This window comes from Niallia sp. M35 (genome assembly GCF_050971705.1).
In the GTDB taxonomy this organism is placed as follows: domain Bacteria; phylum Bacillota; class Bacilli; order Bacillales; family Cytobacillaceae; genus Niallia; species Niallia circulans_A.
The window spans coordinates 198,490-212,200 of sequence record NZ_JBPCEP010000002.1; the positions used below are offsets into that span (position 1 = coordinate 198,490).

The following is a 13,711-nucleotide window of genomic DNA, read 5'->3' on the forward strand; positions in this document are numbered from 1 at the left end:
TAGTTAATAGGGTTTGAAAAAGGAGATTGAGAATGAAAAGAAAAAATAGACCGATTATTATATTTAGTGTAATTGTGGTAATTATTATTATTTGTATCGCAGCTATATGGACACTAAAGAGTAAGGATAATGACGCAATTGAAGACATACAGAAAATAAATGCATCAGCTACTTTTAATCAACAAGAGGAAGAATACATCGTTTATTTCTGGCAAGCCACTTGTACATACTGTAAACAAATTGAAAAAGATGTTCTTTCTTTTAGCAATAACGGTGACACACCTATTTATGTTGTAGATATGCAGGATGAAAAAAATGAATCGAGCTGGTATGACTGGGAAGAGCATCATAAAAAGTATGACCAAGTAATTGGGAAAATCGAAGACGGGAAAGAAGTATGGAATGAGGGCATAAACATAGAGAATTTCCAAAATGATAAAAATACTGCTTGGGGAATTGTCGCGAACGAAGAAAACCAAATCATTGCAACACATAATACTGCTTTCGGAAACGAAGTACCAGAAAACGCGGAAGAAATTGAGATTACAGGAACACCAACGATGATAAAAATCAAAGATGGGAAATTTGCAGCATATGCAGTCGGCGTGGAAGAAACTGTAGAAATGCTAGGGAAGTAAACAGTAAAGAAGCTTTAAGATAGGGTGAACCTGTCTTAAAGCTTCTTTTTTTGAAGAAGAGCGACAAAGTGACAGAATTCGGCGGGAGGGATGTTCATAAAAGGAATGAAAGCCAAAAAGTAGGACGGGAAAAAGAAAAGTGGCATTCATTAAAAGGATGAAAGCCCAAAAAACAAAAACATTCGGAAAACGTAGTGTTCATAAAGGGAATGAAAACCAAAAAGAAGAAGGTCAAAGAGAAAAGTGGCGTTCATCAAAAGAATGAAAGCAAAAAACAGAAGCATCCGGGGAAGGTGGCGTTCATCAAGCAAAAGAAAGCGAAAATACATCTTAACTCACTAAAAAACAATAATAAGCGAAAGCGTAACATAGATACACATCATATTCTTTCCCTTTTAAGAGGATTAGTCTTTAAAAAGATAAATAAAAACAAATAAACCATTTCAAAAACAAACAAACATATTATATAATGTATTTGGGGTATAAAAAAACAATTTCTGAAGGGAGAAATATTAATGGTACAGAATTTATGGAATAATGAAAAAGCTTCGCAGTTAAATAAGGGATTAGAAGAACTTGTATATCGTTCCAACTTAATCGGAACAGATCGAGCAGTATGTAATTGGGGTGGCGGTAATACTTCAATGAAAACAATCGAAAAGGATTTCCGTGGTAGAGACATAGAAGTAATGTGGGTAAAAGGAAGTGGTTCAGATTTAGCAACAATGAAAGCGCATAATTTTACTGGTCTAAAGCTAGAGGATATAAAACCGTTAATGGAAAGAAAAGAAATGTCAGATGAGGAAATGGTTGCTTATCTATCTCATTGTATGATTGATCGTTCTCATCCAAGGGCATCTATTGAAACTTTATTACACGCTTTTTTACCGTATAAACATGTAGATCATACACATCCCGATGCTATTATTAGTATTTGCTGTGCTGATAATGGAAAACAAATTGCCGAAGAAATATATGGGAATCGTTTCGTTTGGGTACCGTATATTCGTCCTGGCTTCACCTTATCTAAAATGATTGCAGAAGGTGTGAAGAATAATCCAAATGCAGAATTAGTATTAATGGAAAAACACGGTCTTGTTGTTTGGGGAGAAACTGCCGAAGAAAGCTATAACAAAACAATTTCAATTATTAACGAAGCGGAAAAATATATTCATAATAAAATAGACGAGGAGCAAGTATTTGGCGGAGAACAATATCCTGCTTTAAATGAAGAAGAGGCAGAAGAAATTTTAAGCCAAGTAATGCCAGTAATCCGGGGCGCGGTTAGTGGAGAAAAACAAATGCTGTTAACCTACGATAGAGGGGCTGATGTGCTTCAATTTGTAAATAGCAAGGATGCGAAAACCTTATCACAAATTGGTGCAGCATGCCCAGATCATCTTGTACATACGAAAAGACAGCCTTTATATATTGAATGGAATCCAACAACGAAAGATATTGCTAGTTTAAAAGAAAAGATTAAATCAGGTGTAGAAGAATTTAAAAAAGAATATACATCGTATTTTGATAGAAACAAAGAGACTGGAGATCAAATTTCTGAAACTGCTCCGCGTGTTATTCTAATACCTGGCATTGGGATGGTTAACACTGGGAAGACACTAGCTATGGCAGCAGTAAGCGGCGCTTTATACCACCGTGCAATTTCTGTTATGAAGGGAACTACCACCTTAGGTAATTTCGTCTCGTTAAATGAAAATGAATCATTTAAAATAGAGTATTGGCCACTAGAATTGTATAAATTATCCCTTGCCCCGAAAGAAGCTGAATTCTCTCGTAAAGTCGCATTTGTTACAGGTGGAGCTGGCGGGATAGGCAGTGAAACATGTCGACTATTTGCAGAGCAAGGGGCACATGTTGTTATTGCAGATCTTAATATAGAAGGTGCCGAAAAGGTTGCAGCAGAAATAAATGAGAAGTATGGTTCCATGAGAGCATTAGCTGTTAAGATGGATGTAACAAAAGAAGATGCGGTGAAAGAAGCGTACAAGAAAACAGCTCTAACCTTTGGTGGTGTGGATATCATCGTCAATAACGCTGGTCTTGCTACTTCTAGCCCGTTTGACGAAACGTCTCTACAAGAATGGAATTTAAACTTAAATGTTCTTGGTACAGGGTATTTTCTAGTTGCAAGAGAAGCGTTCAAACAAATGAAGGAACAAGGACTAGGTGGAAGTATGGTCTTCATTGGTTCTAAAAACTCTGTCTACGCAGGGAAGAATGTTACGGCCTATAGTTCTGTAAAAGCAATGGAAGCGCATCTTGCACGATGTATTGCAGCAGAGGGAGGAGAATTCGGTATACGTGTTAATACTGTCTTACCTGATGCCGTATTACAAGGATCCGCTATTTGGGGCTCTAAGTGGCGTGAAGAGCGAGCAGCTAACTATGGAATTGAACCAGATCAATTAGAAGAGCATTATAAAAAACGGACCACTTTATTAGTTAATATTTTTCCAAAGGATATAGCGGAAGCGATTTGTTATTTCTCTTCCTCCAAAGCGGAGAAAACTACTGGATGCATGCTGACAGTAGATGGAGGAGTTCCAGCGGCCTTTACGAGATAATATTGGTTAGATTATTATTCTAATTTGTGCTTTTGAGAGCCTCAAAGAGATAAAGATAAGCATAAAGGAAGTGTGATTTCCATGAAAATCATACTTCTTTTTAATGTTAAATAAGGTAATATATGTTAATATGATTTATGAATGTTTATTAAACTAACGGATGAAAATTGGTTAAAAGTTGTTTTGTATTCCTGAATAAGTCGAGGGAAATGAGGACATCTCTGTGAAATAGTATTAACGAATGACTAAAATATTTTTCCAGCTAATACCCTCAACTAATGGAAGGTCAATTTGGTTAAGTGGATATACCATTTGTGATAGTCCTCTAAAGCCAGGGAATATTAAATTTGCAAAGGGGAGTAGGCGTTAATGAAAAGAATATTTTATAGTATGCTAATTCTTTTTCTATTAAGTGCATGTTCAAAAGGAGGTGGAATGGAGACGGAAGAGGAAATAGTCGATACAAATAATGTGAAGGTTCCTAGTACCATTTTTTATTCTGACAAACAAAATAGTGTAATTGATGAAGAAGAAATGAAATCAAGCATAAAAACATACTTAGACACCCATGAAGAATTATCTCTTGCTAGTTCCCCTTTTCAAGAGATAATAGACGAAGAAAAAGAATTAACGAAAAGTGATTTAGAGAAGTTAAAGCAAATTAACAGGCTTACAAGAGAAAATGATGATAACTTTTTAAACTATATCTCACAAAATACATTACCCCAGGGTTATCAAGAAGAATCCGAAAGAATAAGTAGATATATTACAAGTTTAAATGGGATGCTAGATGAATTAGATACAGTGCTCGACCAACTTACAGACGACTTGAATGAAGATGTCATTCCTACAGTAAACATGGACTCTTTATATAAAAGCAGTAAGGTAGTTAACGGAAGAGAACAGAAAAAAATAGAAGAGTTTCTGGAAAATAAAAATATCAAGACTAAAGCATTTGGACGTAAGCAATAAGAAAACAGCAGATTAGAACTGTAAACAGGGCTGTTCTTAAAAATAGAATGGCAAAACAGATAAAGCAGCATAGCTTCTTTTATAGGGAGAGCTGCTTTATGTATTCACCGTTTACAGTTTAACTTTCTGTGTGTTAGCGTTAATTCCTCCCCACCTTATTTATCAAAAAATATGTAAGATTCCTCGGAATAGTTGCTAAATTATTCTGTACTCTCATAATAATACAAAGATAGTTAAATTAGGAGGCAGACCTTCTTGGATCATGTTTTAATGGAACAATTAAGGAAGTTAACAGAGGAAGAAATATGCATTGTTCAGCAAAAACAAGGGGTAATAAAAGACATCTATACTAGTCAAAGTAATTTTATCATAGAAAGTGAAAAGTTTTTGCGTAATGATAAAATGATAGCGGTTAGAAAGCATACACGTTTTATTGATTTTCCTAAACATAAGCATAATTATATTGAGATTAATTATGTCGTAAATGGTCAGTTAAAGCAGAAAGTTGGGAACGATGAAATCGTGTTGAAAAGAGGAGAACTTCTATTTTTAAATCAGCACATGGAACATGAAATAGAGGCGTGTGATAAGGACGATATCGTCGTTAATTTCATCATTCAGCCGCCATTTTTTCAATTTATATTTCAATATTTACATGAAGAAAATAAGCTGACAGATTTTTTAATTAGTAGTTTATTTAAACATAAAGAGAGTGGTCAGTATTTATATTACAAGGTTTCAGAGGTCATAGAAATTCAGGATATAATTGGGAAACTATTAAAAGAAGAAAGTAATAATTCCATTTTATCTGAATCGACGATGAAGCTTTATATGGGATTATTAATGATTGAACTGATAAAAAATACTGATAAGATTCAACAAAATGAAGGAGTAACACAAGATCATTATGTAGTCATAGAGGCTTTGAGTTACATCGAAGAGCACTATCAGCTAGGGACACTGAATGAACTTGCTGGACGCCTTCACCAATCAATGTCTTCATTAAGTAAAAATATTAAGAAAGCAACAGGCTATACTTTTAAGGAATTGCAGCAGGAAAAGCGACTGAGCGAAGCAAAGAATCTATTAGAGACAACGGATCTTCCAATTAAGAGGATTGTAGAAGAAGTAGGTTATGATAATATAAGTTATTTCTATCGGATATTTAAAGAAAAATATAGAATGACGCCAAAAGCGTTTCGGTTGAAACTAGCAAAATAGTAATATGCTAGTTTTTTCTTTGTAATCTAATTCCTTTTATAAAACAATGAAGGAGATATGGAAAATAAGGACAATAAAAAAGAAAAGTGCGTTATTTTATTTAAAAATGAAACCCATTACAATATCCCTAAGAAAACGTTTTTTAATTCCTTTTCAAGGAGAGGTGTAAATGACTAGATATACACTGGCAGTAGATATTGGGGCCTCAAGTGGTAGGCTTATTCTCGGGTCTGTTTCATTAGAAAAATTAGAACTGAAAGAAATTCACCGGTTCGAAAATAGGATGATCAAAAAAGGACAGCATTATTGCTGGGATATAGAAATGATATTTTCGGAAATAAAAAAAGGAATTAAAAAATGTAATGACATAGGAATTACTCCTGAAAGTATTGGTATCGATACATGGGCAGTAGATTTTGTATTACTAGATGAAAAGGGGGAACTTTTAACAGATGCTGTTGCTTATAGGGACGATCGAACGGATGGCATGATGGAAGAAGTATTCCAGAAAATAATGAAAGAAAGATTGTATTTAGAAACGGGAATTCAATTCCAAAAATTTAATACTATTTATCAGTTATATTCGTTAAAAAAGACACAGCCAGAAGTATTCGCACAAGCGAAAACCTTTTTAATGATACCTGATTATTTACACTATTTATTATCAGGTATTGCAGTGAATGAATACACCAATGCTACTTCGACACAGTTATTAAATGCTTTCACCAAAAAATGGGATAAAACGATACTTGATACATTAGAGATCAATAAAGAAATATTCCAAGAAATTAAAAAGCCAAATACGATTCTTGGGAATTTAAGACCAGAATTAGTGGAAGAGTTTGGCTTTGATATGAAAGTGATTTTGCCAGCGACTCATGATACAGGTTCAGCAGTAATTTCAGTTCCAGCTTTTAATGATACAATCTATATCAGTTCGGGGACATGGTCATTGATTGGTGTGGAAAATAGATTTCCAATTTGTGTGACAAAGGCTTTAGATTATAACTTTACTAATGAAGGAGGAATTGATTATCGCTATCGTTTCTTAAAAAATATTATGGGACTATGGATGATACAGGAAGTCAGACGCAATTATAATAACCAATACTCTTTTGCCAAGTTTGTTGAATTAGCAAAAGAGGCACAAGGTTTTTCAAGTATTGTAAATGTAAATGATAATCGTTTTCTAAAGCCTGACAATATGGTAGAAGAAATTCAGAACTATTGTCTAGAAACAGGACAGCAAGTTCCGGCAACACCTGGAGAAATAGCGAAATGTGTTTATGATAGTTTAGTAGATAGCTATGTTATAGCGATAAATGAGATAGAAGAAATTTTTGAAAAAACTTTTCCGAGTATTAATATTATTGGCGGCGGCTGTCAGAATGAAATGCTAAACCAGCTACTTGCAGAAGCGTCTCAGAAGGAGGTATATGCTGGACCGATAGAAGCGACAGCAATTGGGAATATTGTTTCTCAATTCATCGCATTAGGAGAAATAGATAGTTTATCAGAGGCTAGACAAATGATAAAGCAATCATTTGAGATAAAAGTATATAAAGCTGCGGAAGATGCAATCAAATAAAAGGAGGACACAAACATGTCTGTTAAAGAAAATTTTGAGCTGGCAAAAAAACAATATGAGCAATGGGGAGTAAATGTAGAAGAAGCATTAGAAAAGCTAAAGAATATCCCGATTTCAATCCATTGTTGGCAAGGGGATGACATTGCTGGATTTGAAGTAAATCAAAGAGAATTATCTGGTGGTATTGATGTAACAGGGAATTATCCTGGGAAAGCAACGAATCCGGAGGAATTAAGAAGCGATTTAGAGAAGGCGCTCTCACTTATTCCTGGAAGACATCGCGTGAATCTCCATGCTATTTATGCAGAAACCAATGGGCTAGCCGTAGAAAGAGATGAGCTAGAGCCAAAGCATTTTGAAAATTGGGTGCAATGGGCAAAAGAAAATGGCTTAGGGCTGGATTTTAATCCGACTTTATTTTCCCATGAAAAAGCAGCTGATGGATTAACGTTAGCTCATCCAGATCAAGAAATTCGTGATTTTTGGATTCAACATTGTATTGCTAGTCGAAAAATTGCTGAATATTTCGGGAAAGAGCTCGGAACGCCTGCATTAACGAATATATGGATACCGGATGGCTACAAAGACATTCCAAGCGACCGTTTAACTCCAAGAAAAAGACTAAAGGATTCCTTGGATAAAATTTATGCTGTAGAAACAGATGAACGCTATAATTTAGATGCAGTAGAAAGCAAGGTTTTTGGAATTGGTTCAGAATCTTATGTAGTCGGTTCCCATGAATTTTACTTAGGCTATGCCTTGAAAAATAATAAATTATGCCTCATGGATACAGGTCATTATCATCCGACCGAGACTGTTTCGAATAAAATTTCTTCCATGCTTTTATTTAGTGATAAATTGGCATTACATGTATCTCGACCAGTAAGATGGGATAGTGATCATGTTGTTATTTTAGATGATGAACTAAAAGAAATTGCTGTAGAAATCGTACGTAATGATGCATTAGATAAAGTAATTATAGGTCTTGATTTCTTTGATGCAAGCATTAACCGCGTAGCAGCATGGACAATTGGTACAAGAAATATGATTAAAGCACTTTTAAATGCATTATTGCTTCCAAATGATAAATTAAAACAATTACAAGAGGAAGGAAATTTTACAGAGAGATTGGCATTAATGGAAGAATTTAAAACATATCCATTTGGGGCAATTTGGGATTACTATTGTGAACAAATGGATGTACCGGTGCGTGAATCTTGGCTGAATGAAGTGAAAGTGTATGAGGAAGAAGTTCTTTCCAAAAGATAAAATAAAAAGAAACCACTCTCAACCGTGAGTGGTTTCAGACTGTCGACAAACTCCTAATTCAGTAATTAGGAGTTTGTCTTAGTTTATACATATACATTCTTTTAAATAAGAGTTGATTTCCGTTGCAGGGGTTCGCTTTCCGTGGGGCTCGCGCTGAGCCGCTTCGCCCTAAAGGCCTGCAGGGTCTCAGACTGTCTCGCAGATCCCACAGGAGTCTCACCCCTTCCACTCCAATCAATGCATAATAATTCCATTTGCATTTCCTAAATTCCTTTTGTCAACAAGCTGAAACCACTCTCAACCGTGAGTGGTTTCTTTTTATTTACTCTTTTTAAACCACAGGCTCTGCCTGTGTGAAAATAAAACTTGTAGAGTCGTATTAGAAAAAAACTCCAATCGTTATAATAGAAGATGGCCGTCAAACCAACTTCAAATAACGAGAGGAGTTCTGCTCATGTCGAGCGACAATAGTTTATCACATACAAGATGGAATTGTAAGTATCATATCGTATTTATTCCCAAATACAGAAGGAAAGTAGTATATGGGAAATTAAGAAAAGATATAGGTGCTATATTGAGAAAACTATGTGAAATGAAAGATGTAGAAATAATGGAAGCACATGCCATGCCAGATCATATACACATGCTGGTAAAAATACCACCGAAAATGTCTGTTTCGTATTTCATGGGATATTTAAAAGGTAAAAGTTCATTGATGATCCATGATAGACATGCAAATTTAAAATATAATCATGGAAATCGAACGTTTTGGGCGAAAGGATATTACGTAAGTACGGTTGGATTAAACGAAAAAACAATTGCAAAGTATATACGAGAGCAAGAAGCAGAGGACCGTTTGCGAGATAATATGAGCAAACGAGAATACGTCGATCCATTTAAAGATAAGTAGGGAGAGTAAACGGTTGGCGGTCAATTTAGAGGTCCCTTTAGGGGCTTCGTTGGTAAAGTGCCCTTATAGGGCGAAATTAAAACCGCCGGTTCTACCGGCGGATACTTACTGGTTAAAAGGTGGAATTGCATGTTGGATACTTGTTTTTCTTTTCACTGCAAATGTTTCCATGTATAATGATACATACAGTTTTTTCCTTTGGAGGTGTGGTTTTTGAAGCGGTTACTGTATGTATATATGTTTGTTTTTATATTATTTGGTATTTATTTTTATTATTCTCATTTGTATAATGCTTTAGACGATAATAACGGTGTAAAAAGAGAGCGCTTACAAGGTGTCGTTAATGACGAGTTTGTGATGGTCACCTTTCTGGCAGGGATGGATTACTGGAAGTCGGCATTAAAGGGATTTGAGGATGCGGCTAATGAATGGAATGTTTCGGTTGCTTATAGAGGTGGAACGCAATATGACCTGCATGAGCAAATTACTATATTAGAGCAAGTGATTGCCAAGAAGCCTGCTGGGATTGCTCTTTCTGCCATAAATCCGAATAATCTAAATGCCACCATTGATAAAGCTGTGGAGATGGGAATCCCAGTTGTATTGTTCGATTCTGATGCACCGTTAAGTAAAGCATCAGCCTTTTTAGGTACTAACAATTATGAAGCGGGTGTAAAGGCAGCAGATAAACTGTCATCCCTTATAAATAAAAAGGGAAAAGTAGCCGTCATTACGTTACCAGATCAGTTAAACCATCAAGAAAGAACAAAAGGGTTTGTGGAAACCATTAAATCAAACTATCCGAATATTGAAGTGGTGCAAGTCCAAAATGGAGAAGGCGATCAACTGAAATCGGAAAAAATAGCAAAAGAGATAATGAAAAACTATCCAGATATTAAAGGGATATTTGTAACAGAAGCAAATGGGGGAGTCGGAGTAGCAGATGCAGCAAAAGAAAACAAGAAGATGGATGTAAAGATTATTAGCTTTGATGTAGACAGAAAGACATTAGATAACATAGAAAACGGAACTATATCTGCAACCATTGCTCAGGGAACATGGAATATGGGCTATTGGTCCATGCAGTTTCTTTTTAAACTGCATCAAAAGGACATCATTAGCGATCCTCATGGCCTGCCTTCTTATGTCGATACGGGAATTACCATTGTTACAAAGGATAATGTGAAAGAATACTATGCCGAATATACAAAGTAAGGAAGAAAGGTTTAGATAAATGTTTGCGAAATTAAGGAAAGTTAATGATTTTTCACTAAGAGATAAATTGATTGCTTTGTTTTTACTAATTAGTATTATCCCAGCCATTGGACTAGGTTTATTAGTCGGTGTAACAGTGGAAAAAATTTTAGGAGAACAAGCAACAAAAAATACCTTGCAATTAATCAATCAAGTAAACACGACATTAGAATCTTCCATAACAAATGTACAAAATGTAAGTTATCTCATTTCGATGGATGCACAAATTAAGACTTTTTTTTCCTCAAATCGAAAGGAAGGCAACGAGACGGATCAAAGTTATTCTATTCGCCAAACAATGCAAGGGTTTACATCCTTGTACCCAGAAATTGCAGGAATCCTATTAATCAATAAGCAAGGAAAATATATTAGTAATGAACTTTATGCAGAGGATAAGGTTGATTTAACAAAGGAGGAGTGGTACAAGGAAGCAGTCCGTAATAAAGGGATCTTTAAAATTATTGGGAAGCCTGAAAAGCGTCATATTATCAGCCAAATTAATTACAAGGATGAAGATGTCGTGACTGTTGTTAGGGCAATCGTCGATAGAGATACACAAGAAATAACCGGTGTCTTATTAATCGATTTAAAATTAAGAGTCATTGGAGAAGCGATGAATAATGTCCATATTGGATTATCGGGATTTTTAACTGTAATAGATGAAAATGGCAAAGAGATTTATTCTACTTCTAATAGTGAAGCAATCGAGATTCCAGAAACGATTTTATTGGAAGGAGATTGGGGGGCTTATAAAAAGGTAGTAGATGGGGAGAAGATGGAGTTTATTTATCAAAGAACCCCTTTTTCCAATTGGACAACAGTTGGGATATTTCATTCAGATGAATCAGTAGCAGAGGTAAAAGAAATTCAATTGTATTTGTTCTTTTTTGTATTTTTTTTATGTTTTGCCGGTATAACGGTGTCTTATTATTTTTCTCATTCTATTTCCAATCCGATCATTGAATTAATGACGATGATGAGAAAAATTGAAGATGGCCAGATGGAAATCCGCTATAAGGGGAAACGAAAAGATGAGATTGGCAGACTAGGAAAAACATTTAATCATATGATTACAAAGATTAATAGTTTAATAACATTAACAGAAGTGCAAGAAAAACAAAAGAGAGAAGCAGAATTAAGAAGTCTTCAAGCACATATAAAGCCACATTTTCTATACAATACATTAGATACGATTAATTGGATGGCAAGAAAGCATGGAGCAAAAGATGTTGCAGAGGTAGTTGCATCATTATCTTCCTTTTTCAGAATTGGTTTAAGTAAGGGCAATGATATGATTCCCTTAAAAGACGAAATGAAGCATATTCAAAGTTATCTTATGATTCAAAAGGCAAGATATCAGGAGAAATTAAGTTATGAAATTATATATGATTCTAATTTGACAGAAGTAACAATCCTTAAGTTGGTCCTTCAGCCTATAGTGGAGAATGCAATTTATCACGGAATAAAAGAAAGGAGAGGACCTGGAAACATAATAATCTCTGCAATTCAGGAAAATGCGTGCTTACTTTTAAAAGTTACGGATGATGGAAAAGGCATGGAAGAGGAGGAGTTACATGCACTAAGAGAAAAACTAAATACACTTGTGATCTTAAAAAAGGAAAGGAAGGAACAGATAAATTTTGGCTATGGCATGATGAATGTACAAGCAAGAATTAAACTTACATATGGAGACGCGTATGGTCTCACAATTGATAGTGAGCCTGATAAAGGAACAACAGTAACGATAAAACTTCCCATGAATCTAGAGGAAAAGAAGGAGTGAGAATGAATGGATAAACAAATATGGAATGTGTTAATTGCCGATGATGAACCCATTATTCGGGAAGGGATACGGAATGTCATCGATTGGTCTGCACTTCAGATGAATGTTATAGCAGAAGCGGAGGATGGGGAAGAGGCGATAGAGCTTTCGCTGATGCATTCTGTCGACATCCTCCTTATAGATATAAATATGCCAATTGCAAATGGATTAATGGTGATTAAACAGGTAAAAGCCAAGCTGCCAGACTGCCAAATTATTATTATAACGGGGTATGATGAATTTAAGTATGCCCAAGAAGCCGTTCGATTAAATGTATTCGATTATTTATTAAAACCTATCGATCCAGATCATCTAATGGGATTGTTAAATAAGATAAAAATGGAGTTAGTAGAAGTAAATAAAAAAAGGGCTTTATTGGACAGAACGTCCGAGCAATTCACTAAAAATCTGCCGACCTTACAACATAATTTCTTCCGTGAATGGATAGGGGGCAAATTAACGAACGAGGAAATAAAGGAACAATTAGCTTTTTACTATTTAAATACGAGTATACCTAAACAACTAGTAGTTATTTCTTGTTTGGAATTTCTCGAGAACAAGTCTATCTTAAGTGAAAAGGAAAAAGGAGAGATTCAAGAATCGTTAAAATATCATATTCTCTTATTCTTAAAACACAAGGAAATAGGTTATTTTCATGATGAATCAGGTTTGATCGCTCTAATTATCTGGCAAACTATCACTAATGAGGTAGCTTTACAGTTGGAGGAATATATCAGAAAAGAACTAAAAATGTCTATTGCCATCTATATAAATAACAATGAAGTGGATTACAAACAACTCTTTTCCTTATATAAAAACTGTAAAGAAATGATCCAAAAGGAAATGAATATTTCACCTATTGTGAGAAGGGCAAAGAGTATTATTGACCATCAATATGCAGATTCTTCCCTTTCACTCGAGAAGGTTGCGATCACTTTACAGGTATCTCCTGTTTATTTAAGTAGATTAATGAAGCAAGAATTAAAAGTAAGTTTCGTCCAGCTCCTTACAACGAAACGAATGAAACAGGCAATATACTTACTTCAATCAACGGATTATCCAATTATCACGATATCTCAGCTAGTAGGGTATGAAACGCAGCATTATTTTAGTACAGCGTTTAAAAAGATTATGGGCGTTTCCCCTAATAAATATCGTAGAAATATTATGGAGGAAACAAATAATATAAAGTGAAGGAAGTAGGGGCCATGAAAGATGGGCTTCTTTTTTTTGCGTAATAAGCCTAAACGCTGACCAGGAAAATAGGTGGAAGATCAACTGTCCGTATAGCCAATTGAATTAACTAAGATGGGTAAAGGGATAGATAAGACATCACAAATCTTTTTTTAGTGAAATGAAAGCGTTTTAATTTAAGTTAAAAAAGTATAAAAATAGTAAATTATTTGAAAAGACCATCCTTGAGGCAGATGCTATAGTAAGTTTAGTCAAAAT

11 protein-coding genes are annotated in these 13,711 nt (G+C 34.9%); all 11 read left to right on the top strand.

Features of this window, described 5'->3' with window-relative positions:
* The first annotated feature begins 32 nt into the window (after positions 1 to 32).
* Entirely contained in the window at positions 33 to 638 is a 606-nt protein-coding gene (locus NiCM35_RS03050) for a thioredoxin fold domain-containing protein (RefSeq protein ID WP_095329948.1), read from the top strand.
* Positions 639 to 777: 139 nt separating this feature from the next.
* Complete coding sequence (locus NiCM35_RS03055; RefSeq protein ID WP_433778578.1) at positions 778 to 903, top strand: hypothetical protein; 126 nt, start codon at positions 778 to 780, stop codon at positions 901 to 903.
* A 250-nt stretch (positions 904 to 1,153) separates the two neighbouring features.
* Positions 1,154 to 3,223, top strand: a complete 2,070-nt coding sequence (locus tag NiCM35_RS03060) for a bifunctional aldolase/short-chain dehydrogenase (RefSeq protein ID WP_123259750.1) — start codon at positions 1,154 to 1,156, stop codon at positions 3,221 to 3,223.
* A gap of 369 nt (positions 3,224 to 3,592) precedes the next feature.
* Positions 3,593 to 4,195 (top strand): NDxxF motif lipoprotein, encoded by a 603-nt coding sequence (locus tag NiCM35_RS03065; RefSeq protein WP_095329946.1) that lies wholly within the window; start codon positions 3,593 to 3,595, stop codon positions 4,193 to 4,195.
* Between the two features lie 255 nt (positions 4,196 to 4,450).
* Positions 4,451 to 5,416 carry an AraC family transcriptional regulator gene (locus NiCM35_RS03070; RefSeq protein WP_095329945.1) on the top strand — a complete coding sequence of 322 codons (966 nt, stop codon included), beginning with the start codon at positions 4,451 to 4,453 and terminating at the stop codon, positions 5,414 to 5,416.
* A gap of 169 nt (positions 5,417 to 5,585) precedes the next feature.
* The gene (gene rhaB, locus NiCM35_RS03075; RefSeq protein ID WP_095329944.1) at positions 5,586 to 7,004 is read left to right on the top strand and encodes a rhamnulokinase; all 1,419 of its coding nucleotides are present in this window, start codon (positions 5,586 to 5,588) and stop codon (positions 7,002 to 7,004) included.
* 15 nt (positions 7,005 to 7,019) lie between these two features.
* Positions 7,020 to 8,273 (top strand): L-rhamnose isomerase, encoded by a 1,254-nt coding sequence (rhaA, locus tag NiCM35_RS03080; protein WP_095329943.1) that lies wholly within the window; start codon positions 7,020 to 7,022, stop codon positions 8,271 to 8,273.
* A 454-nt stretch (positions 8,274 to 8,727) separates the two neighbouring features.
* Positions 8,728 to 9,183: an IS200/IS605 family transposase gene (tnpA, locus tag NiCM35_RS03085; protein WP_095330205.1), complete on the top strand. Its 456-nt coding sequence runs from the start codon at positions 8,728 to 8,730 to the stop codon at positions 9,181 to 9,183.
* A 213-nt stretch (positions 9,184 to 9,396) separates the two neighbouring features.
* Positions 9,397 to 10,398: a substrate-binding domain-containing protein gene (locus NiCM35_RS03090; RefSeq protein WP_123259747.1), complete on the top strand. Its 1,002-nt coding sequence runs from the start codon at positions 9,397 to 9,399 to the stop codon at positions 10,396 to 10,398.
* A gap of 19 nt (positions 10,399 to 10,417) precedes the next feature.
* Positions 10,418 to 12,220 (top strand): cache domain-containing sensor histidine kinase, encoded by a 1,803-nt coding sequence (locus NiCM35_RS03095; RefSeq protein ID WP_095332077.1) that lies wholly within the window; start codon positions 10,418 to 10,420, stop codon positions 12,218 to 12,220.
* A 6-nt stretch (positions 12,221 to 12,226) separates the two neighbouring features.
* Complete coding sequence (locus tag NiCM35_RS03100) at positions 12,227 to 13,453, top strand: response regulator transcription factor (protein WP_095332079.1); 1,227 nt, start codon at positions 12,227 to 12,229, stop codon at positions 13,451 to 13,453.
* The last annotated feature ends 258 nt before the right edge of the window (positions 13,454 to 13,711 follow it).

What these genes read in the sequence shown, in the direction of transcription:
- NiCM35_RS03050 (WP_095329948.1), top strand. Translation starts at nt 33, where the DNA reads ATGAAAAGAAAAAATAGACCGATTATTATATTTAGTGTAATTGTGGTA.
- NiCM35_RS03060 (WP_123259750.1), top strand. Translation starts at nt 1,154, where the DNA reads ATGGTACAGAATTTATGGAATAATGAAAAAGCTTCGCAGTTAAATAAG.
- NiCM35_RS03065 (WP_095329946.1), top strand. Translation starts at nt 3,593, where the DNA reads ATGAAAAGAATATTTTATAGTATGCTAATTCTTTTTCTATTAAGTGCA.
- rhaB (WP_095329944.1), top strand. Translation starts at nt 5,586, where the DNA reads ATGACTAGATATACACTGGCAGTAGATATTGGGGCCTCAAGTGGTAGG.
- rhaA (WP_095329943.1), top strand. Translation starts at nt 7,020, where the DNA reads ATGTCTGTTAAAGAAAATTTTGAGCTGGCAAAAAAACAATATGAGCAA.
- tnpA (WP_095330205.1), top strand. Translation starts at nt 8,728, where the DNA reads ATGTCGAGCGACAATAGTTTATCACATACAAGATGGAATTGTAAGTAT.
- NiCM35_RS03095 (WP_095332077.1), top strand. Translation starts at nt 10,418, where the DNA reads ATGTTTGCGAAATTAAGGAAAGTTAATGATTTTTCACTAAGAGATAAA.
- NiCM35_RS03100 (WP_095332079.1), top strand. Translation starts at nt 12,227, where the DNA reads ATGGATAAACAAATATGGAATGTGTTAATTGCCGATGATGAACCCATT.